At 68.2% G+C, this 26,135-nt stretch carries 21 protein-coding genes; 12 read left to right on the top strand and 9 right to left on the bottom strand.

Going from position 1 to position 26,135, the window contains the following annotated elements; translation table 11 throughout:
- Positions 1-2: 2 nt before the first annotated feature.
- Genes ACIBG5_RS15905 through ACIBG5_RS15895 form a run of 3 tightly spaced genes read left to right on the top strand, consistent with a single transcriptional unit; the run spans position 3 to position 3,246 of the window.
- A complete protein-coding gene (locus tag ACIBG5_RS15905) occupies positions 3-947 on the top strand; it encodes a thiamine pyrophosphate-dependent dehydrogenase E1 component subunit alpha (RefSeq protein WP_396392276.1) in 945 nt (314 codons plus the stop codon).
- Positions 947-1,921, top strand: coding sequence for an alpha-ketoacid dehydrogenase subunit beta (locus ACIBG5_RS15900; protein ID WP_396392275.1), 975 nt, complete (start codon positions 947-949; stop codon positions 1,919-1,921). Before ACIBG5_RS15905 ends, ACIBG5_RS15900 begins: the two co-directional genes overlap by 1 nt.
- Entirely contained in the window at positions 1,918-3,246 is a 1,329-nt protein-coding gene (locus tag ACIBG5_RS15895; RefSeq protein ID WP_396392274.1) for a hypothetical protein, read from the top strand. Before ACIBG5_RS15900 ends, ACIBG5_RS15895 begins: the two co-directional genes overlap by 4 nt.
- On the opposite strand, the gene ACIBG5_RS15890 is transcribed toward ACIBG5_RS15895, so the two are convergent.
- The 6 genes from ACIBG5_RS15890 to ACIBG5_RS15865 all read right to left on the bottom strand — a co-directional run bounded on the left by ACIBG5_RS15890 (position 3,218) and on the right by ACIBG5_RS15865 (position 10,231).
- The gene (locus tag ACIBG5_RS15890) at positions 3,218-4,399 is read right to left on the bottom strand and encodes an MFS transporter (RefSeq protein ID WP_396392273.1); all 1,182 of its coding nucleotides are present in this window, start codon (positions 4,397-4,399) and stop codon (positions 3,218-3,220) included. The two genes, ACIBG5_RS15895 and ACIBG5_RS15890, sit on opposite strands and share 29 nt — an antisense overlap.
- Positions 4,400-4,465: 66 nt before the next feature.
- On the bottom strand, positions 4,466-5,731 hold the full coding sequence (locus tag ACIBG5_RS15885) for a PLP-dependent aminotransferase family protein (RefSeq protein ID WP_396392272.1): 1,266 nt from the start codon (positions 5,729-5,731) through the stop codon (positions 4,466-4,468).
- Complete coding sequence (locus ACIBG5_RS15880) at positions 5,713-6,789, bottom strand: alpha-hydroxy acid oxidase (protein WP_396392271.1); 1,077 nt, start codon at positions 6,787-6,789, stop codon at positions 5,713-5,715. Before ACIBG5_RS15880 ends, ACIBG5_RS15885 begins: the two co-directional genes overlap by 19 nt.
- A gap of 14 nt (positions 6,790-6,803) precedes the next feature.
- Positions 6,804-7,730 (bottom strand): alpha/beta hydrolase, encoded by a 927-nt coding sequence (locus tag ACIBG5_RS15875; RefSeq protein WP_396392270.1) that lies wholly within the window; start codon positions 7,728-7,730, stop codon positions 6,804-6,806.
- Positions 7,731-7,735: 5 nt separating this feature from the next.
- Positions 7,736-8,947, bottom strand: coding sequence for a cytochrome P450 (locus tag ACIBG5_RS15870; protein ID WP_396392269.1), 1,212 nt, complete (start codon positions 8,945-8,947; stop codon positions 7,736-7,738).
- Positions 8,948-8,950: 3 nt separating this feature from the next.
- On the bottom strand, positions 8,951-10,231 hold the full coding sequence (locus ACIBG5_RS15865) for an SGNH/GDSL hydrolase family protein (RefSeq protein WP_396392268.1): 1,281 nt from the start codon (positions 10,229-10,231) through the stop codon (positions 8,951-8,953).
- A gap of 292 nt (positions 10,232-10,523) precedes the next feature.
- On the opposite strand from ACIBG5_RS15865, the gene ACIBG5_RS15860 reads away from it, so the two are divergent.
- Genes ACIBG5_RS15860 through ACIBG5_RS15850 form a run of 3 tightly spaced genes read left to right on the top strand, consistent with a single transcriptional unit; the run spans position 10,524 to position 13,956 of the window.
- Positions 10,524-12,071, top strand: coding sequence for a class I adenylate-forming enzyme family protein (locus ACIBG5_RS15860; protein ID WP_396392267.1), 1,548 nt, complete (start codon positions 10,524-10,526; stop codon positions 12,069-12,071).
- Positions 12,068-13,288 (top strand): MFS transporter, encoded by a 1,221-nt coding sequence (locus ACIBG5_RS15855; RefSeq protein WP_396392266.1) that lies wholly within the window; start codon positions 12,068-12,070, stop codon positions 13,286-13,288. Before ACIBG5_RS15860 ends, ACIBG5_RS15855 begins: the two co-directional genes overlap by 4 nt.
- Complete coding sequence (locus ACIBG5_RS15850; protein ID WP_396392265.1) at positions 13,285-13,956, top strand: SGNH/GDSL hydrolase family protein; 672 nt, start codon at positions 13,285-13,287, stop codon at positions 13,954-13,956. Before ACIBG5_RS15855 ends, ACIBG5_RS15850 begins: the two co-directional genes overlap by 4 nt.
- On the opposite strand, the gene coaA is transcribed toward ACIBG5_RS15850, so the two are convergent.
- Positions 13,953-14,906, bottom strand: coding sequence for a type I pantothenate kinase (coaA, locus tag ACIBG5_RS15845; protein WP_396392264.1), 954 nt, complete (start codon positions 14,904-14,906; stop codon positions 13,953-13,955). The genes ACIBG5_RS15850 and coaA overlap by 4 nt on opposite strands.
- A 213-nt stretch (positions 14,907-15,119) precedes the next feature.
- Between coaA and ACIBG5_RS15840 the strand changes: the two genes are divergently transcribed.
- The 4 genes from ACIBG5_RS15840 to ACIBG5_RS15825 all read left to right on the top strand — a co-directional run bounded on the left by ACIBG5_RS15840 (position 15,120) and on the right by ACIBG5_RS15825 (position 19,921).
- A complete protein-coding gene (locus ACIBG5_RS15840; protein WP_396392263.1) occupies positions 15,120-17,075 on the top strand; it encodes an alpha-glucuronidase in 1,956 nt (651 codons plus the stop codon).
- A 72-nt stretch (positions 17,076-17,147) separates the two neighbouring features.
- Entirely contained in the window at positions 17,148-18,152 is a 1,005-nt protein-coding gene (locus ACIBG5_RS15835) for a LacI family DNA-binding transcriptional regulator (protein ID WP_396392262.1), read from the top strand.
- 10 nt (positions 18,153-18,162) lie between these two features.
- Positions 18,163-18,513, top strand: coding sequence for a holo-ACP synthase (locus tag ACIBG5_RS15830; RefSeq protein WP_131360863.1), 351 nt, complete (start codon positions 18,163-18,165; stop codon positions 18,511-18,513).
- Between the two features lie 4 nt (positions 18,514-18,517).
- Positions 18,518-19,921, top strand: a complete 1,404-nt coding sequence (locus tag ACIBG5_RS15825; protein WP_396392261.1) for an NAD(P)H-hydrate dehydratase — start codon at positions 18,518-18,520, stop codon at positions 19,919-19,921.
- A gap of 142 nt (positions 19,922-20,063) precedes the next feature.
- Here the strand turns inward: ACIBG5_RS15825 and ACIBG5_RS15820 are convergent, their stop codons facing one another.
- Entirely contained in the window at positions 20,064-20,708 is a 645-nt protein-coding gene (locus ACIBG5_RS15820; RefSeq protein WP_396392260.1) for a DUF6000 family protein, read from the bottom strand.
- Between the two features lie 182 nt (positions 20,709-20,890).
- On the opposite strand from ACIBG5_RS15820, the gene ACIBG5_RS15815 reads away from it, so the two are divergent.
- Positions 20,891-23,866, top strand: a complete 2,976-nt coding sequence (locus ACIBG5_RS15815) for a PIG-L family deacetylase (protein WP_396392259.1) — start codon at positions 20,891-20,893, stop codon at positions 23,864-23,866.
- Here ACIBG5_RS15815 and ACIBG5_RS15810 read toward each other — a convergent pair.
- On the bottom strand, positions 23,850-24,617 hold the full coding sequence (locus ACIBG5_RS15810) for an META domain-containing protein (protein ID WP_396392258.1): 768 nt from the start codon (positions 24,615-24,617) through the stop codon (positions 23,850-23,852). The two genes, ACIBG5_RS15815 and ACIBG5_RS15810, sit on opposite strands and share 17 nt — an antisense overlap.
- Positions 24,618-24,896: 279 nt before the next feature.
- Between ACIBG5_RS15810 and ACIBG5_RS15805 the strand changes: the two genes are divergently transcribed.
- Positions 24,897-26,078, top strand: a complete 1,182-nt coding sequence (locus tag ACIBG5_RS15805) for a hypothetical protein (protein WP_396392257.1) — start codon at positions 24,897-24,899, stop codon at positions 26,076-26,078.
- Positions 26,079-26,135 lie beyond the last annotated feature (57 nt).

Genomic DNA, 26,135 nt, shown 5'->3' with positions numbered 1-26,135 from the left:
CGATGAGCGATCTCTACCGGACTGTGCGCCTGATCCGCCGCTTCGAGGAGCGGGCGATCGAGTTCGTCCGGTCCGGGGAGATCGTCGGTGGCATCCACCCGTACATCGGCCAGGAGGCGATCGCGGCCGGGGTGTGCGCGGCTCTGACGGATACCGACGTCATCACCAGCACGCATCGAGGCCACGGGCATGTGCTGGCCCGAGGCGTCGACCCGGCCCGGCTGCTCGCTGAACTGATGGGGCGGGAGACCGGGTTGAACAAGGGCCGCGGCGGTTCGATGCACGCGGCCGACTTCAGTCTCGGCATCCTTGGTGCCAACGCGATCGTCGGCGCGGCCGGCTCGATCGCGACCGGTGCCGCCTGGGCGCATCGCCGCCTGGGCCGGGACACCGTCGCCGCGACGTTCTTCGGCGACGGAGCGATGAACGAGGGCATGTTGCTGGAGGCGTTCAACCTGGCCGCCCTGTGGCAGGTGCCGGTGATCTTCGTCTGCGAGAACAACGGATACGCGACCACGATGCCGGTGGCGTCCGCGGTCGCCGGCAGCATCACCGCGCGTGCCGAAGCCTTCGGGATCCCGGCCGTCACGGTCGACGGCCAGGATCCGGAAAAGGTGCTGGAGGCAACCAGAGTCGCGGTCGAGCGGGCCCGGTCCGGTCAGGGCCCGACGTTCCTCGAATGCACCACGTACCGATTCGACGCGCACCACACGTTCGAGCACCGAGCCCGGCTCACGTACCGCTCGACCGAGGAGATCTCCGCTGGGCGGTCGCGGGACCCAGTAGAGATTCAGGGCGCACGACTGGCGGCCGAGGACCGGGCCGCAGTCGATGCCGAGGTCGAGGCTTTGCTCGATGCGGCCGCCGTGATCGCTCTGGGGAGCGCCCACCCAGATCCGGCGGCCGCTCTCGAGTACCTGTACGCCGCGCCGGAGGTGCCGCGCTGATGCCCAAACTGTCCTATCTGAAGGCACTCAACCGCGCGCTCGGCGACGAACTGGAGCGCGATCCGTCAGTGTTCCTGCTCGGCGAGGACATCCGGTCCGCCGCGTCCAACGTGACGGCCGGACTGTTCGCGCGTTTCGGTCCCGACCGGGTGCTGGACACTCCACTGTCCGAGCAGGCGTTCACCAACTTCGCCACCGGTGCCGCACTGGCCGGGATGCGGCCGGTGATCGAGTTCCAGATCCCGTCGTTGCTGTTCCTGGTCTTCGAGCAGATCGCCAACCAGGCCCACAAGTTCTCGCTGATGACCGGCGGTCAATGCAAGGTCCCGGTCACGTACGTCGTCCCGGGCTCGGGCTCGCGGACCGGGTGGGCCGGCCAGCACTCCGACCATCCGTACACCCTGTTCGCGCACGTCGGTGTGAAGACCGTGGTCCCGGCCACGCCGGCCGATGCGTACGGTCTGCTGGTCTCGGCGGTCCGGGACGACGACCCGGTCGTCTTTTTCGCGCCGTCCGGTGCCCTCGGCGTCCGCGACGACCTCGACTTCAGCACCCTCGCACCCGTACCGCTAGGCGTCGGACGGATCGCCCGCAGCGGCACCGACATCACAGTCGTTGCCCTCGGCCACCTCGTGCAGGACGCGCTGACGGTTGCCGACGAGCTGGCCGGCCTCGGGATCTCCGTCGAGGTGTTCGATCCCCGTACGGTCTATCCCCTTGATGTGGAGGGCCTGGCCGCATCGGTCGCCAAGACCCGCCGGCTCGTGGTGATCGACGACTCGAATCGGACCAGCGGGTTCGCCGCCGAGATCCTCGCGATCGCCGCCGAACGCTTCGACCTCGCCGCACCACCTCGCCGCGTGACCCGGCCGGATGGCGCCGTGCTCCCCTTCGCTCTCGCGCTGGACCGGGCCGTGCAACCCGGCCGGGACCAGTTGGTCACCGCGATCCACGCCGTACTGGAGGAACAATGACGGACAGGTGGCACGAGTTGCCCGCGGCGGTGCGTACGGCGCTGGTCGCGCGCGGACTCGACGCGTGGCAGCAGGTGTACGACGGCGTGGCGACGCACAACAAGGAGTGGCGGCCGCTGCGGCCGCCGATCATGTCCGCGGTCGCGTATAGCCGGTTCACCGACATCTCGGCGACCGTCGCCCGGCTGATCCTGTCCGCGTGCCTGCAGCGTGCCTCGACCGCGGGGGAGTTGCGGAAGGCGCTCGGCATGCCGGCCGGTTACATCGACTTGCTCGACGAGGATCTCCCGCTGACCGAGGACCTGCTCGGCGGTGTCCGGGCGGACATCCTGCTCGCGGACGGAACGCCGTACGTGGTCGAGGCCAACATCGACAGCGCACTCGGTGGTGCCCACGACTCCGATGGGGTCGCCCAGCGATTCCTGGCGGCGTACGACGGGGATCCGGTGCTGGACGGGATCGGGCTGGCAGCGCCGCCGTCCGCGGTCGATGCGCGGTACGAGGCGGTCCGGTCGGCGCTCGAGCTGACCGGGACGGACCGGTTGGCGATGATCTTCACCACCGGCGGCACGTATCCGGGCTCCCAGGACGGGCTGGCGATGATCAAGCTCCTCGAGCCGTTCAGCGAGCGCGGTCGCGAACTCGGGCTGGACATGCGAGTGTTCCCAGTCGAGTGGCTGACGTTGGACGATGCCGGTCGGCTGCTCGTCGACGATGGGCCGATCGAGGCGGTACTGCGGATGTTCGTCCCGCAGGGCACGACGCCGAGCGCCGGCCTCGACGCCCTAGGCACCGCCATACGGACCAAGACGGTCCGGGTCTTCACCCCGACCGCGAGCTGGCTGCTGGCGAGCAAGTCCATCTTCGCCTGGCTCTGGACGGATCTGGACTCGATGTCCCCCGACGATGCCGAGGTCGTACGTCGGCATGTCCCGCGGACGGAGGTGTTGTCGCGGGACCTGCGCGACCGGGCGATCGCGGACCAGGACGAACTTGTTCTGAAACCGTCCGGTTCCTACGGCGGTGTCGGTGTCGTCGTCGGGCCGGAGGTGCCCGCGCAGACCTGGCAGGAGGCCTTGGATACCGCGCTGGTCGAGGGCGGATACGTCCTGCAGCGGTACGTTCCGGTCGACCGGCTCACCATGCAGTTCGTCGAGATCGCCACCGGTGAGGTCCACGAGGACGCCGTACCGTTCTGCATCGCGCCCTACCTGTTCGGTGGTAGTCCGGCCGGCGCCTACGTCCGGTTCGCCGTGCCCGGGGCCGGGCCGGTGGTCAACGTCGCGCAGGGAGCGCTCACGAGCGGGCTGCTACTGACGCCTTGACCGCCGGGACGATCGCGAGCGCGACGATGGCGGCGGTCAGACCGAAGGCGACGGAGTAGCCGGTGCCCGCGACCACGGCGCCGAAGACGATGGCGCCGACGCCCCAGCCGCCGTCGTACGCGAGGTTCCACAGGGCGCTGACCTGGCCGTAGCGGGACTTCGGCACGCGGTCGTACATCATCGTCAGCGTGAGGTTCTGAGCTGCGCCGAAGCCGAGGCCGAAGAGCGTCGAACCGACGAGGATCGCGGTTGTGCTGCCGATCAGGACGGGGGCGCCCGCACCCGAGGCTGCCAGGATCAGCGCCGGTGCCAGCAACTTGGCCGGACCGACGCGATCGGCGTACCGACCGGCCAGCCAGCGTGCGGCGGGAGCGGTGATCGCCTGCATCAGCAGGGCGGTCGCGACGAGTGAGTGCTTGTCCTCGGCAACGGCCAGCGGCAGGAACGTCACGCTGATGCCCGCGGCAACGGTAACCGCGGCGAAGACGAAGGTCGGCATCATCAGGCCGCTACCGCGTAGTCCGCCCAGCACCTTGACGTGCTGCTCTTCCTCGCTGGTCGCCTTGGGCATCCCGGCCAGCATGCCGAGGACCAGGAGGGAGCTGGCCGCGGCGAGCACGAACAGAGCGCTGAAGCCGACCAGGTTGGTGAGGTAGACACCCAGAGGCAGTCCGATCACTGCCGGCACTCCGACGGCCAGCCCGTAGATACCGAATGCTTCACCGCGCCGCCCGTCGGGGGTCACGTCGGCGACCAATGCGACCGCACCGACGACCATGATCGCCAGGCCGGCTCCGCGCACGACGCAGATCGTGAGGACGACGGGCAGCGATGCGGTGACCAGCAGGAGCAGTGAGGGCGCACCCAGCAGGATCAGCCCGAGACCCAGGACGACCTGGTAGCCCCAGCGGGCCAGCATCCGCGGGACGAGCAGCTCGGTCCCGACCGCGGCGAGCATCATCGCGCCGGTCGACAGCCCGGCGCCGATCCCGCCGGACCCGTTCGCGGCGAGGTACAGCGGGACCACCGAGGTGAGCAGGTACATGCTCAGCCCGGACCCGAACACCATCACCAGCAACCGTCCGAACTGGCCGGTCACCAGTCGGGGCGCAGTGGTCACCTGGACTGTGGGGAACTCGCATGCCGTGGTCATACCTTCACGCTAGGGCCGGATCGGTATCCCCTACAGATCCAGTTTCAGCCCGCACGAGAGGACCAGTTACGGAAGTTGATCGGTGATCAACGCCGCCAATCGGTTCAGAGCCGCCTCGATCTGCATCGGGGTGACCGCACTGCAGGACAGCCGCAGCGCGTGGATCGGGGCGTCGCCGTCGTAGAAATGGCTCATCGGGGTCCACAGCACGCCGTACTCGTGGGCGGACTTCTCCAGCAGTCCGTCGTCGACCGGGAACGGCACCGTGACGACGACGAAGAACCCGCCGGACGGCACGGTCCAGCTGATCTCGCCGGCCGGGAACCGCGCCGCCAGGCCGTCGGTGATCGCGCGCAGGTTGGCGGCGTACAGCTCCCGCTCGCGCCGGTTCGCCGCGACCAGGCTGAAGTCGTTCGCGATCAGCTTGCCGCCGATCATCGCCTGGGCGACCGGGGAGGTGTTCACGGTGACCATGCTCTTGAGCTTCGACAGTTCGTCGGCCAGCAGCCCGGTGGTCCCGTCCGGCGCCTCGACCGTCTGGTCGGCGACGACGTACCCGACCCGGGCGCCCGGCAGCCCGGTCTTGGCGTACGAGCCGAGATAGACGACGCGACGTTCGGTGTCGAGCGCCTTCAGCGTCGGCAGCCGGTCGACGCCTTCGGCCGGAAACAGGCCGTACGGGTTGTCCTCGATCAGCAGCAGGTCCTGCTCGGCGGCGACTGCGAGCAGGTGAAGCCGGGCGTCCAGGTCCAGGCTGAGGCCGGACGGATTGGCGAAGTCCGGCATCACGTAGCACGCCCGCGGTCGCAGGCCGTCTGCTCGGGCCGCCTTCACCACGGCGGCGAGATCCTCGTCTTCGGTGACAGGCAGCACGGGTAAGTCGACGAGGCGAGCAGCACCGGTGATTCCGACGTACGTCGGGGAGACGGCCAGCAGTACGTCGGACGGGTCGGCGCGGAGTGCGCGGAGAGTGAGGACCATCGCCTCCTGGCAGCCGACCGTGACGACGACCGCCTCGGGGTCGACGTCGATGTCCTCGTCGACGGCGAGGTTGCGGGCGACCAGGTCGTGGACGATGCCCTTGGTCCGGCCGTACTGGAAGATGATCCGCCGGACCGACGGCTCGCCGTACCCCTGCGAGCGCAAATGATCGGCGAACAGGTCCAGGTAGCGGTGGAGGTCCTCGAGCGCGAAGAACTCCTCGGTCGGACGGCCGGCGGCGAGCGAGATCGCCTCCGGGTAGTGGTGCGAGACCTCGTTGAGGAAGTTCATCGAGTTCAGCGCCCGGTCGGTCAGTGAACTGTGCAACTCGGTCAACCTGAGATCTGCCACGGCGTTCTCCCCGTCGTCAACTCCGTCACCGCGGTCAGATCAGCGCATCCGGCCAGCAGCATGGCATCCCGCAGTTCATGTCTCAACAGGCCCAGTGCCTCATCCACAGCTTCCACAGCCAGTGCCCACAGCAACGGTCTCCCGACAAGTACGGCGGACGCGCCCGACGCCAACGCCTTGACCACATCGGTGCCACTGCGGACGCCGCTGTCCAGCAGTACGGTGCAGTCGTCGCCGACCGCATCGACAATCGGGCCGAGGGCATCGATCGACGCCGGCGCACCGTCGAACTGGCGGCCACCGTGATTCGAAACGACCAGCCCGTCCGCGCCGGCCGCGACAGCTCGGGAGGCGTCGCGGGGATCGAGAATCCCCTTGACCAGCAGGGGAAGCGGGCATCGCGCCCGTAGCCACGCCAGGTCTCGCCAACTCAACGTCGGATCGAAAGCCGAGGCAGTGTGCGTCGCCACGGCCGACAGACCGGGCACCTCGGAGTGCGCCTCTGTCGCCATGTCGACAAGATTCGCCGCGACCACGCTGGGTGGGAGTGTGAACGAGTTCCGTACGTCGCGGAGGCGACGGCCCATGACTGGTACGTCGACTGTGACCATGAGCGCTTGGCAGCCGGCTGTGGCGGCGCGTTCGACCAGGGACTCGACCAGCCCGCGATCGCGCAGCCAGTACAGCTGGAACCACGACGGTGCGATCGCCGCGATCTTCTCCAGCGGGTAGCTGCTCAGGGTGCTGATGACGTAGGGGATCCCGGCTTCGGCGGCGGCCTGCGCGAGGAGGAGCTCGCCGTCCTGGTGGACGAGGCGCTGGTACGCCATCGGGGCCACGGCGACCGGCATGGCGAGCTCGGTGCCGAGGAGGGTGGTGGAGGTGTCGGGCTCGTCGACGCCTGCGAGGACGCGCGGCGTCAGGGTCAGCGCATCCAGGGCGGCGCGGTTGCGCCGGAGGGTGGTTTCGGCGCCGCTGCCTCCGGCGACGAAGTCGTGGACCGAGCGAGGCAGAGCGGTCGCCGCGAGCTGCTCGTAGTCGGCCAGCGACTCAGCCATCGTGTCGCCGGGCGTCACGCATCGCGGAAGATCCCGCCGAGCCAGGTCGCCGCTTCGGCCATCGCGTTCTTGCCGCCGTCGAGGATGCCGGACATCGCGAAGAAGCCGTGCACCATCCCGTCGTACCGGCTGAGCGTGGTCGGTACGCCGGCGGCGTGCAGCTTCTCGGCGTAGTACTCACCCTCGTCGCGCAGTGGGTCGTACTCCGCGGTGATCACCAGCGCGGGCGGGAGGTCGGCGTGCGACTCGGCCAGCAGCGGTGAGGCGAGCGGGTCGAGACCGTCGGCCGAGTCGGTCAGGTAGTGGTCCCAGTACCAGCCCACTGACGTCTTGTTGAACAGGTACGAGTCGTTGCCGTTCCGCATCGAGATCGTGTCCGAGCCGTAGAGCGTGTTCGGGTACACGAGCAACTGCCCGGCCAGCGCCGGACCGTTGTCACGGGCAAGCAAGGTGGTCGCGATCGCGAGGTTGCCGCCGGCACTGTCCCCGCCGACCGCGATCCGCGCCGGATCGACCTGCAGCTTGTCGGCGTTCGCGGCGATCCACTGGGTGGCGTCGCGGCAGTCGTGCACCGCGGCCGGGAACGGGTGCTCCGGTGCCAGTCGGTAGCCGACCGTGATGACCTGACAGGGAACGGCGTTGGCGAGCCTGCGGCAGATGCCGTCGGCGGTCTCGATGCTGCCGAGCGTCCAGCCGCCGCCGAAGAAGTAGACCAGCGTCGGCAGCGGACCCGTGAGGTCAGGCCGATAGACCCGTAGCGGCAGGCCGGCATCGGTGCTGAGGTCCTCGACATGGTGGACCGATTCGGCCTCACCACCCGCGGCCTGGATCGAGGCAAGGTCGGCGGCGCGCGCCTCGGCCAGGGTCTGGGTGTAGAGCTGCGGCACGTTGGCGGCCTCGCGCTCGGCACGCATTGCCTCGACCTGCGGGTCCAACGGCATCCGGATCACCCCATTCGGATCGGCATGGATTGATGCCCACGCAGCAGCAGGCTGCGGCTGCGCACCGGCTCCCCGGCGAGTTGCAGACCGGGGAACCGCTGGAACAGCTGGGCGAACGCCGCGCGTCCTTCCATCCGGGCGAGTGCGGCGCCGACACAGTAGAACGGTCCGGCGCCGAAGGATAGATGTTGGAGGTCGTCGCGCCGCGGATCGAAGGTGTCCGCGTCGGGGTGCTTGGCCGGATCGCGGTTCGCCGCGCCGGGCAGGATGAGGACCAGACTGCCCTCGGTGATCGTCTCGCCGGCCAGTTCGATGTCGGTCGACGCCTTCCGGCTGATCAGCTGGACCGAGCTCTGATGCCTGAGGATCTCCTCGACGTAGTCCGATGCCAGCCCGGGATCGTCACGCACCGCCTCGACGAGCCGTGGTTTGTTCAGCAACAGCTCGAGCCCGTTGGTGAGCAGGTTCATCGTGGTGACGAAACTCGCGTTCACCAGCACCAGCAGGTTGTCGATCAGCTCCTGCTCGTCGATCCCCGACGTACCGGAATCCAGTGCGTGCACAAGGGATCCGACCAGATCGTCGCGCGGCCGGATCCGGCGCTCGGCGATCATCCGGGCGTAGTAGTCGTTCAGCTCGCCGGCGGCCTGGTTCGCGGCTGCCAGCTTCTCCGGTGCCTTGCCGCCGAGGTCGAGGTACTCGTCGATGCGCTGCGTCCGGTCCCGGAACCAGCCGAGGTCGGAGCGCGGGATGCCGAGGAACGTCCCGATCACCGTGATCGGCAGCCGGTAGGCGAAGTCGACGAAGTCCACCACCTTCCGGTCCGCGCCGGCCTTGCCCAGGTCGTCGAGCAACTCCTCGGCCAGGGCGTCCACCACCGGTTCGAACCCGGTCAGCCGGCGCGGGGTCAGCACGGCCTGGAACACCTTGCGCATGCGCAGGTGGTCCGGCTCGTTGCGGAACATCATCGACCCACCGAGCCGGCGCAGTACCAGCTCCTTCGGGTTCGGATCCGCCGACAGCAGCCGGTGGAACCTGGTGTCCTTCAGTGCCTCCTGGGCGGCTTCGTACCCGTTCACCACCACGGCGTACGGCGAACTGCCGGGGGCGAGCCGGCAGACCGGGCCGATCCGATGCAGCTCCGCGAAGAGCGGCATCGGATCGCGGCGACCGTCCTCGGATCCCAGTGCGGCAAGGATCTCGTTGGCGGTGCGCACGAGTCAGCGCACCAGGTTCAGCGGCACCGAGGCGGCCATCGCCTGGTAGCCGGCCTCGTTCGGGTGGATGTGGTCGCCGGAATCGAGCGCCGGGTTCAGCCGGCTCGGTTGGGCCGGGTCGCGTACGACCTTGTCGAAGTCGAGGACGCCGTCGAACTCGTGACTCGACCGCAGGTAGCTGTTCACCGCCTGCCGAGTGGCCTCCTTGGCCGGGGTCCAGCTGTCCGTGCCACTGAGTCCCTCGAACGGCGTGATCGTGCTGACCAGGCTGCGCAGCCCGCGCTCCGTCACCTGTGCGTTCACCTGTCGCAGCGCGCCGATGATCTCGGCCGCGGAGTCATCCGACATCCAGATGTCGTTGACGCCCAGCTCGGTGATCACGGTCCGTACGCCGGTCTGGGCGAACACGTCCTCGTTCAGCCGGGCCAGCGAGTTGACCCCGACCTCGTTGAACCCGGGGAACGCACCGTTGTCGGACGGTTCGCTGCCCTCGTGGTTGAGCCGGCTGCCGGCCAGGCCGGCGTTCAGCACGCTCGGGAACGGCTCGTGCCCGGCGCTCGCGGCGAGCCGCTCGGCCAGTTGGTCCGGCCAGCGGTTGTTGGCGTTCGGCGTGCTGTTGGTGCCGTCGGTGATCGAGTCGCCGAGTACGACGATCGAGCCGTCCGAGTCGTCGGTCTGCACGTCCACGCCGGACAGGAAGAACCAGCAGCAGCGCCGGGTCAGGGTGTACGCCGCGCCGCCGGACTCGGTGACGAGGTTGGACGGGCCAACGAAGTTGTCCTGGATCGACGAGCCGTGGAACGTCGTGGGGCCGGTGTTCTCCGGGAAGTACAGGCTGACCACGAGGTCGTCGAGAGTACCGAGCCGCAGGTTGACCGGGTCGCTCAGCAGTTCGCTGCCCTTCACCATCGACGCGCTCCCCGAACCGCCGAACGTCAACGTCCGCAGGGTGTTCGGGTCGATGTCGGACAACTCGGGCGTCGCTTTGTTGGGCTTGGCAACGGTCGCGGCGCCGACGGTCACGGACTTCTCGCCGTAGATGTTCGACAGCCGGATCCGGATCCGGTCGCCGCCGACGGTCGGGCGCACCACCAGCCGGACACTCTGGTCGGTCAGCCCGAGGTTGGTCGAGCCGGTGGCGTTGCCGTGGGTGACCGCGGTCGCCCAGGTGCCGACCCACTCGCTGTCGCGGTCGCCCCCGTAGCTCGCGCCGGCCAGAGTCGAACCTGCGAGAGTGAGAGCGGCGGTCACCGCGACTGTGCGCCAACTGCTGGAAATGTGCATGGACGGACCTCCCGGCGGAATGGATGCGGACGGAACGTAATACGCCGCGAGGAATCCGGTCAATGCACCGGAATTGCATTTCCAGAAATTCATGGGCAGCGGTTAGCGGCGATCTCGCACTCCGGTTTCGCAGGGGTATTCCTTCACCTGACGGACGGAGTGATCGACCGACTCCGGAGAGCGACGGATCCGCCGCGGTAGAGCGGTTTCCAGGCTCTTTGCAGCCGTCCGCGGCTCCGGTAGAGTCACCGCCACGGCTGGGGGTGGCCGGAGTCGAGGGAAAGCAGACGAAATGCCGCCTGAATTCGCCGTGCCCGAAAACAGCAGTAATTATGTGCTGCGGGTATTCACGCTGTTCCACCGATTCGCCGACCGGCTCGCACTGGTTCGCGGTGCCCGGAAGGCGACGTACGGCGAATTGATCGCCGACGTACTGCGGATCGCGGCGGGGCTGCGCGACGCCGGGATCCGGCCGGGCGGCAAGGTGCTGGTGATGGCGGCGAACTGCTTCGATGCCCCGGCCCTGCAACTGGCTCTGCACCTGCACGGGTGCCGCGTGCTCTGGAGCGCGCCGATCACGTCCCGGCGCGAGATCGACCGGTTCGCGACGCTCGCCGATGCGGACGCGTTCGTTTACGACCCTGATGGCACGGGGGATCTGGGTCGTGAGCTTGCGGCGTCGCTGGCACCGATGCCGGTGTTCCGCGTCGCCGAGTTGTCCGGAGACGGAGCGTCGTACGTGATCGATGCCTTCGTGCCTGCGCCGGACTCGGTGCTGCAGACGAGTGGTACGACGGGCGATCCCAAGCTGGTGCACCACACGCAGGCGTTCTACGAGCAGATCCTCTCGCTGGCAGACGCGTTCGTCGATGGCGGCTTCCCGTTGCTGCGGCACTACTCGGGATCGCCGCTGTGGCTGGCGAGTGGGCAGATCACCAGCTTCTTCAACCTGTTCACCGGTGGCGTGCTGTTCCTCACCGACAGCTGGTCACCGGAGGAGTTCTACCGGACCGTGTCGACCGAGCGGATCACGTCGACGTACGTGACGCCGCCGATGCTGTACGAGGTGCTCGATCATCCCGGTGGTGAGGATTTCGACTGCAGCAGCCTGTTCATGCTGAACGTCGGCGCCGGGCCGGCTACGCCCGCGCGGCTGCGGCAGGGGATCGCGCGGTTCGGGCCTGTGCTGCGGATCGTTTACGGGTTGAGTGAGGCCGTGGTCGTCACCGCACAACCTGGACTCACCGAGGATCCTCAGCATCCCGAGCGGCTGGCTTCGGCAGGTACTCCATACGGCGATGTCGAGCTGGAGATCCGGGATGACGACGGCAAGGTGTTGTCGCCGGGACAGACCGGAGAGGTGTGGGTGCGGAGCAACCTCACGTTCGCCGGGTATCTCGGCAAGCCCGAGCTGACCGCGGAGACTCTGGTCGACGGCTGGCTGCGGACGCGCGATCTCGGCTACGTCGACGACGACGGCTATCTGTTCCTGGTCGATCGCGCGCACGACATGATCGTCACCACCCGCCGCAACTGGGCCATCTTCTGCCGCCCGATCGAGGATGTCCTCGGTAGCCACCCCGCCGTCCGGACGGCCGCCGTCATCGGCGTACCCGATCCTGTTGTCGGCGAGGCCGTGCACGCGTTCGTCGTCGCCCGTACGCCGGTCTCCGCGGAGGAACTGCAGGACCTCGTCACCACCACCCTCAACGACATGTGGACGCCCGCCACGATCGACTTCGTCGACGAACTTCCCCTGACCCGCATCGCGAAGGTCGACAAGGTTGCCCTCCGCAAGCTCCACGCAGAACTGCACCCGGACGGAATGACGGTGCGATGACGCCTCGTCGTGGGCTGGTGGTGTTGTTCACCGCGGACGTGCTGTCCGCCGTGGGCAGCCGGATCTCGATGGTCGCGATCCCGTGGCTGGTCTTGGTGACCACGGGCAGTGCCGCCCGGATGGGCGTGGTCGCGGCGGTCGAGATGATCCCGTACATCGTGGCCAGCATCATGGCCGGTCCGGTGATCGACAACCTCGGAGCACGGCGTACGTCGGTCCTGGCCAACCTCGCGAGCGCGGTCGCGGTGGCGGCGATCGCTGCCACCACCGGGCTCGGGTTCGCGGCCTTGCTCGTCCTCGTCGCGATCGCGGGCGGCCTGCGCGGCGCCTCGGATCGCGCCAAGGACCTGCTCGTGCGGCCGATGGCCGAGGCTGCCGAAGTCGAACTGATCCGGATCACCTCACTCCACGAGGCCTTCGCGCGGGGCGCGACGTTGCTCGCCGCACCGCTCGCCGGCCTGTTGATCTACTGGACCGACGCTGCGTCGGTGCTGTGGATCGATGCGGTGACGTTCCTCGTCTGCGGCCTGCTGGTCGCCGGATTCGTCAACCCGCCGGCGGTGCCGGCGTCCGCCGTACGGGAGAAGTACTTCCGCTCACTCCGCGTGGGATTCGCGTTCGTGCGCAGGGACGCGTTGCTCGCGACGATGTTGATCACCACCTTCACGTTGAACGTCTTCAGCAGCGCGAGTACGGCGGTGTTCATCCCGTTGTGGGTGAAGGAACAACTCGGCACGGCTGCCGGTCTCGGTCTGACGCTGGGCGCGTTCTCGGCCGGCGCCCTGCTCGGCAGCATCGGATTCGCCGTCCTCGCGACCAGATTGCCGCGCTACCTCACCTTCGCCGTCGGCGCGGTCGTCGGCGGCAGCCCGCGGCTGCTGGTGCTGGGACTGAGCGACGACCTGCTGCTGGTGATGGCGGTGACGTTCCTGTCAGGGATCGGGATGGCCGCCATCAACCCGGTCTTCGGCGCCGCGCTCTACGAACACGTCCCGAAGGATTTGCAGGCGCGAGTGATCGGAGTGGTCGCGGCCACATCGTTCGCCGGGCTCCCGCTCGGCGCACTGCTCGCCGGTGAGCTGGTCAGCTGGTTCGGGTTGATCCCGTCGCTGGTCCTGTCCGGGATCGTGTGCCTGCTCGTCAGTGTCTTCCCACTCGTACGCCGAGGGCCGGGCCGCGTCCTCGATGCACCGACCACCGCGGTGGAGGCGAGATGAACGAGGAGACCGATCCCTATTGTCTAGCGCCCGGCGAGAGCGCTGAGCTGCTCGCCGGTCACCCGTGGCGGCGCTTCGTCGTACTCGGCGACAGTGTCGCCGAAGGGCTGTGCGAACCGGTCGAGGGCTACAGCGAACTCCAGTGGGCCGACCGAATCGCCCACGAGCTGAAGCAGAGCCGCCCTGAACTGGAGTATCTCAACCTTGGCGCCAGCGGTCTGCGCACTCGCGAGATTCTCAGCACCCAGTTGGAGCGGGCGCTGGCGTTCGGTCCGGATCTCGCGCTGGTCGTTGGCGGTGGCAACGATGCCTTCCCGGCGACGTACGACCCGGAGCGAGTCGACCGCGAGCTGACTTTGATGATCACGGCACTGCAGGACGCGGGCGCTGACGTGATGACGCTCGGCATGTTCGACGTCTCCTACAGCCCCGCGGTCGCCGAGTGGTTACGGCCGGGGCTGAGGCAACGGATGCGGACTCTCTCCGACCGGACCGCAGTACTCGCGGAGAAGCTCGCCACGATCCACGTCCACCTGACGGACCACCCGTTGTCGACCGATCCCAGCCTCTACAGCTCAGACGGCCGCCACGGCAACGCCCGCAGCGACGCCATCGCCACCGCCGAGACCATCCGCATCCTCAGCCGCCACCTGTCCCGCGGCTACTAGAGCTTGCGGAGGCGGACCCAGCGGACGGCGTGGTCCGCGCCCTTGCGGAGGACGAGGGTGGCGCGGGAGCGGGTCGGCAGGATGTTCTCGCGCAGGTTGGGGCCGTTGATGCCGTCCCAGAGCGACTCGGCCTTCTTGATCGCTTCCTCACGGCTCAGCTCGCCGTACCGGACGAAGTAGGACTCTGGGTTGCGGAAGGCCGTCTCCCACAGCTTGAGGAAGCGGTGTACGTACCAGCTGCGGATGTCGTCGGCCGCGCCGTCGACGTACACGGAGAAGTCGAAGAAGTCGCTGACCGCCAGGCCGCTCTTGCCGTCCGCGTGCCGCGGGGCCGGTTGCAGGACGTTCAGGCCCTCGAGCAGCAGGATGTCGGGCTGCTCGACGGTCGTCCGGACGCCGGGCATCCGGTCGTAGTGCAGGTGGGAGTAGACCGGAGCCTCGACCGTGTCCATCCCGGACTTCACCTCGACGACGAAGCGCAGTAGTGACTTGCGGTCGTACGACTCCGGGAAGCCCTTGCGCATCATCAGATTCCGGCGCTCGAGCTCGGCGTTCGGCCAGAGGAAGCCGTCGGTGGTGACGAGCGCGACTCGCGGGTGCTCCGGCCAGCGGGCCAGCAGTTCGCGTAGCAACCGGGCGGTGGTCGACTTGCCGACGGCAACCGAGCCGCCGATGCCGATCACGAACGGCGTCCGCGTCTCGGCCGGCTTGCCGAGAAAGCTCTCGGTGTCCGCGTGCAGCGCACGGGCGTGCCGGACGTACAGCGACAAGATCCTGGACAGCGGGAGGTAGACCTCGCGCACTTCGTCCATGTCGATCTCGTCGCCGAGACCGCGCAGCCGCTCGATCTCCTCGACGGTGAGCGGGGACACGGTGGTCTCGGCCAGTTGCGCCCAGGCGGCCCGGTCCAGCTCGGTATAGGGAGTCACCTCCCGCGACGGCTGCAGCATGAGCCCCATTCTTCCCATCCACGCACGGTGCACCCACACCGGGCCGGAGTGGGCTTCGTCTCAACCAGGCATCCGGCGGAGCGCCGGGAAACCGTTTACTCGGCTCTTGACGGTCCGTGGCTGGATCCGTACGGTGTGTTCGCAGTCCAGCACCGGAAGTGACATCGAAACTTTCGGGATGAGTGAGGGGTCGCTCGGGAGCGTGGTCGAGGCATGACAGTTGACCCCTGCTGGCTCGGGACCCAGCGGCTGCCCGAGGTCACCATCCATGCGTCCGGCGCGCTGGCGCAGACGATCCGCGCCGAGCTCCGGCAGACCCGGCGGATCCGCAACGATGTGGAAGTTGCCCTGTGCACCCTTGGCCGGGTGCGCGAGACGCCTTTGTGGCAAGAGGTCGAGGCCGCGCTCCCCGACGAGGGATTAGGAGCCGAGGGCTTCGTAGCGGCGCGACGCGGCAACAATCTCGTCGTGGCCGCCGAAGCCGGGCGCGGCCTGCTGTACGGCTACTTCTACGTGCTGCGGTACTTCGAGTGGATGACCAGCGAGTTCGTCGTGGTCGAACGGCCGGCCATCGCGATCCGGATGCTGGACCACTGGGACAACCTGGTGCCGCATCCGCGGATGGGTGCGGTCGAGCGCGGGTACTCCGGTGGATCGATCTTCTTCCGCGACGGCCGAGTCGTGGCGGATCTCACCCGGGTCCGCGGGTACGCCCGGTTGCTGGCCTCGATCGGCATCAACGCGGTGGCGATCAACAACGTCAACGTGCACGCGGCCGAGACCCGGCTGATCACCGACCACCTGCCGGACGTGTCCCGGCTGGCCGCGGTGTTCCGTGAGTACGGGATCGCGGTGTACCTCTCGGTGAACTTCGCGGCGCCGATGGAGCTCAGCGACCTCGACACCGCCGACCCGCTCGACCCGCGAGTGATCCGGTGGTGGTCGGCCGCGGTCAGCCGGGTGTACGACGCCGTACCGGATCTGGGCGGTTTCGTGGTCAAGGCGGACTCGGAGAACCGGCCGGGACCGCACGTCTACGAGCGGACCCACGCCGATGGTGCGAACCTGCTCGCCCGGGCCCTGGCGCCGTACAAAGGGACCGTCTTCTGGCGGTGTTTCGTGTACGACTCCGACCAGGACTGGCGTGATCGCAGTACCGACCGGGCGCGGGCGGCGTACGACCATTTCATCCCGCTGGACGGGCGGTTCGAGGACAACGTCGTACTGCAGGTGAAGCACGGGCCGCTGGACTTCCAGGCGCGCGAGCCGGTGTCGCCGTTGCTGGGCGAGTTGCAGGAGACGCGGTTCGCGCTCGAGTTGCAGGTGACGCAGGAGTACACCGGGCAGCAGAAGGACCTGTGCTACCTCGGCCCGTGGTGGCGGGAGATCCTGCAGTTCGACACGACCGGTGCCGGTGGGGCGACTGTTGCCGACCGCACCAAGGCGATCGTTGCCGTGTCCAACGTTGGTGACGATGCGAACTGGACCGGGCATAAACTTGCCCAGAGCAATCTGTATGCGTACGGCCGGCTCGCCTGGGATCCGTCGGCGGATCCGGTCAGCCTGTTGCACGAGTGGGCGGCGGCGACGTTCGCGATGGACGACCGGACCCGGTCGGAGCTGGTGTCGATCATGGCCGACTCGTGGCCGACGTACGAGCGCTACACCGCGCCGCTCGGTGTCGGCCTCATGGTGTCGCCGGGGTCGCACTACGGGCCGAGCGTCAACGGGTACGAGTACTCCACGTGGGGGACGTACCACTTCGCGGACCGCAACGGTGTCGGCGTCGACCGGACGGTCGCCACGGGGTCAGGGTTCACCGGGCAGTATCCGGAACCGTTGGCCGGTCGCTACGAGAGCGTCTACACCTGCCCGGACGAGTTGCTGCTGTTCTTCCACCACGTTCCCTACGACCACGTGCTGCAGAACGGGCGGACGGTCCTCCAGCAGATCTACGACAACCACTTCCAGGGGTACGACGAGGTCGAGACGATGCTGACCCGCTGGAAGGCGATCGCCGATCGGTTCGAGCCCGTCACGCGGGAGAACATCAGCGCTCGCCTCGAGGGGCAGCTTGCCAACGCGCGCGAGTGGCGCGATCAGGTGAACACGTACTTCTACCGCCTCAGCGGGATCCCCGACTCCGAGGGCCGCACGATCTACCGCTAGAGCTACCGCCGGATCTATCGCTGGATCTGCCGCTGGATCGAAAGTTTCGGGTCGAGTTGTATCGTGCTCGTTGTGGGCGAGCGGGTGACGATTGCGCAGATTGCTGAGCAGGCCGGGGTCTCCGTGCCCACCGTGTCCAAGGTGCTGAACGGTCGTGCCGACGTGTCCGCGGAGACCCGGGCGAAGGTCGAGAGTCTGATCCAGGAGCACGGGTATCGACGGCGTACGAGCGGTACGGCGAGCAGTCCGATGATCGATCTCGTCTTCCACCAGATCGGTGGGGACTGGGCGGTCGAGCTGATCCACGGTGTCGAGGGAGTGGTTCGCGCCGAGGGTGTCGAGCTGGTCCTGTCCGAGTGCGGCGCCTCCCGGCGGCCGCGGCAGGAGTGGATCGAGTCGGTGCTGAGCCGGAGGCCGCTCGGCGTCATCATGGTGTTCTCCGATCTCGACCCCGACCAGCGGGCGCAGCTGGAGGCGCGGCGGATCCCGTTCGTGGTCGTCGATCCGGTCGGCGACGAGGGGGACGACGTACCGTCCATCGGCTCGGCGAACTGGAACGGCGGGCGGATGGCGACGATGCATCTGCTGAAGCTCGGGCACCGGCGGATCGGGATGATCGGTGGGCCGGTGGAGACGCTCTGCTCGCGGCAGCGGGTCGACGGGTACACGGACGCACTGCGGTCGACCGGTGTGCCGGTTGATCCAGAGCTGATTCGGTCGGGGGACTTCGGGGTCGCGAGCGGGCATCGGGAAGCCACAGTCCTGCTGGGTCGGAAGGACCGGCCGACCGCGATCTTCGCCGGTAGCGACATGCAAGCCCTCGGCGTCTACCAGGCAGCGCGTGAACTCGGCCTCGACATCCCGCGCGACCTCTCGGTCGTCGGCTACGACGACCTCCCGGTGGCGCAATGGGTAGGCCCCACCCTCACCACCGTCCACCAACCCCTCCGCCAAATGGCCGAACTGGCCACCCGCCTGGTCCTGGACCTCGCCAGAGGCATCCAACCCGCCGCCCTCCGAATGGACCTGGCCGTAGAAATGCGAGTCCGCCAATCCACGTCCCCACCCTCCGGTTAGGGTGAGGAACATGATCGTCGGCGTGGGTATTGATGTGGTCGACGTGGAGCGGTTCATGAAGACGCTGGATCGCACGCCCGGTCTGCGGGACCGTGTGTTCACGGCGACCGAGGCAGTGAAACCGCCCGCATCACTGGCAGCCCGGTTCGCAGCGAAGGAAGCTCTGGCGAAAGCCCTCGGCGCCCCAGCCGGAATGCACTGGCACGACGCCGAAGTACAGACCGACGAGACCGGCCGCCCCTGGCTCGAGATCAGCGGAACCGTCGCCGCCCAGGCGAGCCGTCTCGGCGTCCAGAGCCTGCACCTCTCCCTGAGCCACGACGCCGGCATCGCCTCAGCGGTCGTCGTCCTGGAAGGCTGAACGCATGCGTCGCGCACACACAGTCGAGCAGGTCCGCGCCGCCGAGGCCGACCTGATGGCGCGCCTCCCCGAAGGCACCCTGATGCAACGCGCCGCCACCGGCCTCGCCGTTGCCATCAGCAACTTCCTCGGCCGCACGTACGGCGCCCGCGTCGTACTCCTGATCGGCTCCGGCGACAACGGCGGCGACGCCCTGTACGCCGGTGTCCGCCTGGCGCGTCGCGGCGCGCAGGTGACCGCCGTGCTGCTCTCCTCCAAAGCTCACGAAGCCGGCCTCGACGGACTGCTGACAGCCGGCGGACGCATCGGCTCGACCGACGACATCCCCGACGCCGACGTGGTGGTGGACGGCATCGTCGGCATCGGCGGCCGCCCCGGTCTCCGCCCCGACGCACTCGCCGCGGTCAAGCTGGCAGACGAGTACGGCGTACCGATCGTTGCCGTCGACACCCCCTCAGGCGTCGACGTCGACACCGGCGAGACCCCAGAGCCGCACGTCCGCGCCGCCCTCACCGTCACCTTCGGCACGCACAAGATCTGCCACTTCATCGACCCCGCCGCCAGCGCCTGCGGCCCGGTTCACCTGGTCGACATCGGCCTCGACCTCCCACCCGCCGCCGTCGCAGCCCTCCAACCCGCCGACATCCGCGCCCTCTACCCCGTCCCCACCGGCGAGTCCGACAAGTACTCCCGCGGCGTCCTCGGCCTCATCGCCGGCTCCACCCAGTACCCCGGCGCCGCGGTGATCGCCACGTCCGGCGCCCTCTCCGGCCCCCTCGGCATGGTCCGGTACGTCGGCCCCGACGAGGTCGCCCGCGCGGTGCTCGCGGTGCATCCCGAGGTGGTCGTCGGCGAGGGTCGGGTCCAGGCCTGGGCCGTCGGCTCGGGTCTGAACAAGGACATCATCGACCGCGAGTTGTTCGACCGCGTGACACAACAGCAGGACCTGCCCGTCGTGGTGGATGCCGGGGCCATCGACGTACTCGACACCGACCGGGCTGGCCGGGTCCTGATCACGCCGCATGCGGGTGAGCTCAGCCTGATGCTCGGCGTACCCCGCGAGGAGATCGAGGCACGGCGCCTGCACTACGCCCGGTACGCCGCCGAAGAGCACCAGGTGATCGTGTTGCTCAAAGGCTCGACGACGGTCATCGCACCCGCGGACGGCAGCACGGCGTTCGTCAACACGAACGGCACCCCCTGGCTTGCCACCGCCGGCTCCGGCGACGTCCTGGCCGGCCTCTGCGGCGCCCTGGCCGCCGCCGGCCTCGACGAAACCGATGCCGGAGCTGTCGCCGCCTACCTCCACGCGGCCGCAGCCACCCTCGCCTCCGCCTCCGGCCCCATCACAGCCCTCGCAGTAGCCGCAGCCCTCCCCGAAGCCACCCGCCAGATCCTCCAGGGGTAGTAGCCCACACCTCGACGATGTACGGATCAACAGGTAGTGCACCTGCGAGACGCCGTACACGAGGGCGTGCTCACGCTCAGGTGCACCATGATCCGCCCGACACCTCCTGTCGAGCTGCACGCCGCCTCGTGATGAGACCTGCTTATCCGCGCTGGAGTTTCACCATCCGTCGGATGCCTGGGTTGCCGCCGGCCGCGAAGACGACCTCACGACGGACGCCGTCCTGGAGGTCCGCCAACGAGACGTTCACGGAACCCGGCCAGCGTTCCCAGGGCCCGCCGTCGGCGAGGAAACGCTGGGCATGGTCGGTGCCGAGCTGCTGGTCGAGGTACATGAGTGTCGCCAGGGCCTCGGGCTGGCACTGGGTGACGAAACCTTCGTCCTCGGGCGGCAGGGAGAGCGCCCGGACCAGGTAGGTGACGAGGATCCGGGCGTCGTCCTCGGTACCCAGGCTGGCGAACGCCGGACAGTAGCTCCAGCGGTCCCCGGACGGTTCGTCGCCGAGGATGCCCCGTTCCATCACCGGCCGCAGATCCGCTCGCCGGCCGGCGGCGATGAGCCAGGTTGCGGTCAGCCGCTCACGCCACCCAGCTCGCAGCAGCAGAGCAAGATCTTCGGCCGGTGCCCGGCGGCCTGCCCGCCGCAACCGCCACTGGAACCAGCGTTGCCGAAACCGCGGCATCACGAACGCCCCGATCATGAGGTGTCGATAGCGCCGCCCCCGATGGACCCAGCGCTTTGCCGCTCTCCGGAGCCGGCGCTCGTCCTCGCCGGACCTCTCGATCATCCCCACTCGCCCTCCGCAACAGGAGCTCCACGCTCCCACAGATCATCGGGCACGAGATCACCCGGCACGAAGCACGAGAACGCGCAAGCCACGAAGCGGGGTGCGTGAAGCGGGGTGGGATTGGCTGGTTGTGGGTAGGAAAGGGGTTGCTGGTGAACTCCGCCGCCTTTGGAGTGTGCGCTGTGAAGCGAATTGTTGTGGTTGCTGCTCTTGCTCTGATTGCAGCGTTGCCGCTGCCGGCCCAGGCGCGAACCTCGGCCGAGGACTCGGCGGGCACGCCGTATGTGGCTGATCGGAACACGAAGATCGACGTGATGGGGGAGTGGGCCCATCCGGACGACGACACGAGCATCATCGGGCCGTGTGGTGTCTGGCATCAGCAGTACGGCGTGAAGTGCGGCGTGATCATGGTGACGCGCGGTGAGGGCGGCGGGAACGCGGCCGGCACCGAGCTCGGCCCGGACCTGGGGCTTCGGCGCGAGAACGAGGACCGGGTCGCGCACTACCGCTCCGGCACCGTGGACATCTTCAACCTGGACCGGATCGACTTCTTCTACAACCAGAGTGCGCCGTTGACGCAGTACTTCTGGGACGAGCAGGAGACGCTGCGCCGGGTGACCCGGGTGATCCGGGAGACGCAGCCTGAGGTCTACATCGGGTTCACGCCGACGCTCGCCGCGGGACACGGCAACCACCAGCAGGCCGGGCGGCTGATCTGGGAAGGCGTGCTCGCAGCCGCCGATCCGACCAAGTTCCCCGAGCAACTGAAGGGCCCGCACGCGCTGAGCACGTGGCAGGTGAAGAAGGTCTTCTCTGGCGGCACCACAGCGGGCACTGGCGGTACGACGACGGCCGCGAACTGCACCACCGGGTTCACGCCGACCGGCGTGGACACCGTCGCGGGCGTGTGGACCGGGTACGACTCGCCGTACAAGTGGCCGGCTGGGAACGTCCAGGGCAAACCGGTCGGGACACCCAAGATCTGGCAGCAGGTGGCCGACGAGGGCCGGGCCGCCTACCCGACGCAGAGCCGGGTGATGTTCAAGGGCAGTTCAGTGCCGGCCTGTCCCCGGTTCGGGATGACGCAGTCGTTCGTCCCGTTCCAGCCGAACGCCAATCCAGCCGCAGGCCGCGATGACGCGATCCTGTTCGGCGCGACCAAACCTGATCCGGGCGGACTCCCACTCGGCACCTTGGAGTACCTGACGTTCGACCGCTTCTACAACGTCGCCGGTGAACCCTTCCACGCGACCGTCCACCTCAAGGCACCCAAGGGCGAGCTTGCCGAAGGCAACGTAAGCCTCCAGGTCCCGGCGGGCTGGACGGTCGACGCCCCGAAGCCGGTGCCGGCAAATGCCAGTGCCGACATCACCTTCACGGTGACCCCGTCGGCCACCGCAACAGTCGACCAGAACGCGAAGGTCGCCGCCACCTACACCACCGCGAAGGCAACGGGCTACACGGACAACGTCGTACGGATCGTGTCCGCAGCCGAGGGCCGGTTCCAGCGGTGGGGCAACTGGCAGGAGTACGACGAATGGCTGTCGACGACCGCACCGCAGGCCAACCGGCTCGGTCGGTCCCCGGCGATCCAGTCAATGGGGATCGGTCAGACGATCGACGTACCGGTCGTCGTGCACAACTGGTCCGCCGAGCCGCAGAGTGGCGCGGTGTCGCTCGAGCTCCCAGCGAACTTCACTGTCGACGCGGCCTCGAAACCCTACGATGCTCAGCCAGGCGCTGACACGACAGTCACGTTCAAGGTCACCAACACCGACACCTCCCTGCCCGTTCAGCAGAACGTGTCGATCCCGATCAGGACGACGTACGCCGGTGGTGCCGGCGGCGAGACGTTGACGCTGACGTTGGTCCCGACCACCGTGATCCCGCAGGCAACCCCAGTCGTCGACGGAACGGCGGACCCAGGCGAGTACCCGGGGCCGACGCTCGACCTCGGCCGGATCTGGCAGGGCGCGTCCACCTGCACCGGCGTCGACGACTGTGGCGTTTCCCCAACGGGTGAAGGCAGTACGGCCAAGGTGAGCTGGTCGGACGACGCGCTGTACTTCTTCATCCACGTCCGCGACGACTACCAGTCGTACGCCGTCACGCCGGCCGAGTGTGTCGGCCACTGGCAGGCGGACTCGGTGGAGATCCTGCTCGACCCGCGCGGCAACGCGTCGCAGGCGCTGATGGACACCGCGAACACGTTCAAGCTCGGCATCTTCCCGTTCAGTCAGAGCGGCGGCCCGTGCTGGGAGCGCGACGCCGACAACCACCAGGGCTACTCCAGCGGTTCGCTCGACACCGGTAACGCACCCGGCGTACAGGTCGCGTCGACCGCACAGTGGGTCGGCAGCAACGAGACGACCGTGCCGCACGCGTACGCCGGTGGCGGCTACGACCTCGAGGTCAAGATCCCGCTGGCCGACCTCCCCGCGGCGGTCGACCCGTCGCGCCTCGGTCTGAACATCACGCCGTACGACAACGACGACACGTCAGCAGCTGGTACGACGACGCTCAGGCACATCGACATGAGCACGCGACTCGGTTGGTCGGCGCTCGGGTCGGTCCAGTCCGACCCGTACCGCTGGGGTCTCGCGACGCTGCCGGGCTACACGCCTCCGGCCGACCGCCCGACCACACCGGCGCCGCCCAACGTCTCCAACCCCAACCTCAACGGCGCCCTGTCACCGCAGACCATCGCGCAGTCCGCGCGGAACGGCGTACCGATCTCCGGCCGGGTTCCCACGACCGACCTCAAGATCCTGTCCGCCGCACTCCGCGGGAGCAGCGTGGACGTGGTGACGAACTCCAGCGGTAGCGGTACGGCGCGTGCGTTCCTGACCACCGGTGAGCTCGGGGCGATCCCGTTGTGGACAACGAGTTGCACACTCGCCGCGGACCCGCCACCCGACTACGGCCTGACACCATGTGCGGTCACCGACGGTGGCATCCCGCCGTGGTCACCGGACATGAGCGGTCACCTGGTGAAGCAGGCGACACAGAATGTCACCCACGGTGTCCAGCACTGGTCGATCCCGCTGACCGCTGCCCAGCGGGCGACGCTCGCCAAGGACGGTCGCCTGCTCGTCTCCTACGAGACACCACAGAACGAGGTCCAGGCCTTCGACCTCGAACTCAGCGGACGGCGGTGAAGTCCAAGCCGCCGGCGGCGTTGCGAAGCTCGAGTTTGCTGGAGTCGATCTCGTAGGAGACCTCGCCCTTCAGACCATTCAGGAGACTGGACTCGAGCTTCGCCGCGTCACCGGCACAGGCGCGGCGAGTGGTCGCGAGCTCCCCGAAGGTCAGCTTGCCGGGAGCCTGCGCCACCATGCCCTGGAACTCGTTGCAGCCGGTCGATCCGGTGACGCGTTCGCCGTTCAGCGTCATCCACGCCTTCTCCGAGCCGGCCTGGTGGGAGGCGACCTCGCCGGTGATCACGGTGTTCAACGCCCACTTGGTGCCGTCGAGGGCCAGGTCCGGTTCCGCGGTCTCGCGGTCCTGGAGGGCGATCGTCGTACCGCCGGACGTCACGTTGAGGGTGTCGCCGTCGAGCTTCCAGGACGGCTTGCTGGACAGGATGCCGGACAGCCAGCCGTCCTGGTCCTGCCGGCCGGGGCAGCCCATGTCCGTCATCACCAGGCTGTCCTTCAGCGACAGCTTGCCGTCACCGGTCGACACCTTCGACTGCATGGAGTTACAGCCCGCGTCGGCGATCAAACGTCCGTCATCGGTGAATTGGAGCCGGACCCGGGTGTTCTGGGCGAGCTGTTTCGGGGCGCCGTTCTCGGTCACGGCGGTCGACAGCCACGACTTGCCGGTGAGCGTTCCACCGGCGGTCGACTCGTTCCCACAGGCGGTCAGGGCGAGCAGCAGACCGGCGCCGGCCACTGCGATCATCCGCATCTTCACACTCTACGGACGCGCTTGTGGGTCCGCCTGTTGCACGCTAACTGCGCGTAAAGTCGGGACCTCGGGGTTGGCCTTTCACATCACGGTTGGATAACGTCAGGCGCGTCGTACCCGCGAGAGCGAATGTGAACGCCAAGGCCGGCAGTGCCGGCCCCACTGGGGATTCAATCGAACAGTCGTGGGCCACGCTGGAGTTCTGGGGCAGTCAGTGCAGGTCCGTCGAGCAACGAAGGAACCTTTTCCATGCCCCCCACCCGAACTGCCCGGAGCCGCGTGGTCATTCCAGCGGTATTCCTTGCCATCGGCGCACTCATCGCAGCGCCGATCGCCGTACAAGCGGCCAAGGGATCCCCTGAAGCAGTGACCACGGCCAGCGCCGCGGACAGCACGGTCACCGACCTCCCGAGCGTCGGACGCATCGAAACCTGCGTCCTGGACGCGAACTCCGGCTGTACGGTGCTGCACGGCTTCGGCAAGAAGCCCGTCGCCATCACCGCCACGGCCTCCGGACCGGCAATCCTCTCGATCGACCCGAGCCGGACCGATGACAAGTCCTACCGGCTGCGTGCCCTGCGCTACGACGGCAACAGGTACCGCGCCGGCACCAAGCTGACCTATACCGCGCACTACGACTTCGTGGCGGCACCGGCACAGCCGACCACCCCGACGCCGACCCAGACCACCACCCCGACGAAGCCGCCGACCAGCACGCCGACGACCACGTCGACCCCGACGAAGCCGCCGACGTCGACCCCCACGACGACGGCTCCGACGACCACCGCGCCCAGTACGGCGACACCGACCTCGTCGCCGGCGGGCACCTGCACCAATCCGTCGTTCCTCACCACCTCGACGAACAACCAGGGTGACGGGCGGACCTTCGGCGCGTACTACGTCCACAACAACATGTGGAACAACGACAACGGCACCTACACGCTGGGCGCCTGCAACTACAACAGCTGGTACGTCGAGGTCACCCAGCCGCTGCCCGGCGACAAGGGTGTTCAGGCGTACCCGAACGTGCACAAGGACTACGACGACGTCGCGTTGTCGAAGATCCAGTCGGCCAAGTTCGCGGCGGCGACCCCGGCCAGCTGCGACGGCTGCATCTACAACGTCGCGTTCGACGCGTGGATCGGCGACGGCCTGAACAACGAGCTGATGATCTGGACCGAGAACAAGGGCCAGGTCCCGGCCGGCCGCAAGGTGGGCACCGTGAACTTCGGTGGCTTCACCTACGACGTGTGGCACGAGGACGGCTACACCGCCTACGTGTCGCAGGTGACGCAGAAGTCCGGCACGATGCCGCTGGCGAGCTTCTTCAGTGACATGGTCAACCGTGGCTGGGCGCCGAAGGCGACGACCTGGCAGGTCGACTACGGCATCGAGGTCGTGTCCACCGCCAACGCCAAGAAGCGGTTCGACTTCACCGACTTCTCCATCCAGGAGAACTGAGCAGCAGGACCCCATCCGCGCTCGCGCGAACGCACGTGGCCGCCGCGACCCTTCAGG

Origin of the sequence: Kribbella sp. NPDC050241 (assembly GCF_044459685.1) — a bacterium.
In the GTDB taxonomy this organism is placed as follows: Bacteria; Actinomycetota; Actinomycetes; order Propionibacteriales; family Kribbellaceae; genus Kribbella.
Note: the sequence above shows the minus strand (reverse complement) of the source record. Positions and strands in the feature narration are given on the sequence as shown.

Coding starts and splice junctions, on each gene's coding strand:
- ACIBG5_RS15905 (WP_396392276.1), top strand. CDS start 3: ATGAGCGATCTCTACCGGACTGTGCGCCTGATCCGCCGCTTCGAGGAG.
- ACIBG5_RS15900 (WP_396392275.1), top strand. CDS start 947: ATGCCCAAACTGTCCTATCTGAAGGCACTCAACCGCGCGCTCGGCGAC.
- ACIBG5_RS15895 (WP_396392274.1), top strand. CDS start 1,918: ATGACGGACAGGTGGCACGAGTTGCCCGCGGCGGTGCGTACGGCGCTG.
- ACIBG5_RS15890 (WP_396392273.1), bottom strand. CDS start 4,399: ATGACCACGGCATGCGAGTTCCCCACAGTCCAGGTGACCACTGCGCCC.
- ACIBG5_RS15880 (WP_396392271.1), bottom strand. CDS start 6,789: ATGGCTGAGTCGCTGGCCGACTACGAGCAGCTCGCGGCGACCGCTCTG.
- ACIBG5_RS15875 (WP_396392270.1), bottom strand. CDS start 7,730: ATGCCGTTGGACCCGCAGGTCGAGGCAATGCGTGCCGAGCGCGAGGCC.
- ACIBG5_RS15865 (WP_396392268.1), bottom strand. CDS start 10,231: ATGCACATTTCCAGCAGTTGGCGCACAGTCGCGGTGACCGCCGCTCTC.
- ACIBG5_RS15860 (WP_396392267.1), top strand. CDS start 10,524: ATGCCGCCTGAATTCGCCGTGCCCGAAAACAGCAGTAATTATGTGCTG.
- ACIBG5_RS15855 (WP_396392266.1), top strand. CDS start 12,068: ATGACGCCTCGTCGTGGGCTGGTGGTGTTGTTCACCGCGGACGTGCTG.
- ACIBG5_RS15850 (WP_396392265.1), top strand. CDS start 13,285: ATGAACGAGGAGACCGATCCCTATTGTCTAGCGCCCGGCGAGAGCGCT.
- coaA (WP_396392264.1), bottom strand. CDS start 14,906: ATGCTGCAGCCGTCGCGGGAGGTGACTCCCTATACCGAGCTGGACCGG.
- ACIBG5_RS15840 (WP_396392263.1), top strand. CDS start 15,120: ATGACAGTTGACCCCTGCTGGCTCGGGACCCAGCGGCTGCCCGAGGTC.
- ACIBG5_RS15830 (WP_131360863.1), top strand. CDS start 18,163: ATGATCGTCGGCGTGGGTATTGATGTGGTCGACGTGGAGCGGTTCATG.
- ACIBG5_RS15825 (WP_396392261.1), top strand. CDS start 18,518: ATGCGTCGCGCACACACAGTCGAGCAGGTCCGCGCCGCCGAGGCCGAC.
- ACIBG5_RS15820 (WP_396392260.1), bottom strand. CDS start 20,708: ATGATCGAGAGGTCCGGCGAGGACGAGCGCCGGCTCCGGAGAGCGGCA.
- ACIBG5_RS15810 (WP_396392258.1), bottom strand. CDS start 24,617: ATGCGGATGATCGCAGTGGCCGGCGCCGGTCTGCTGCTCGCCCTGACC.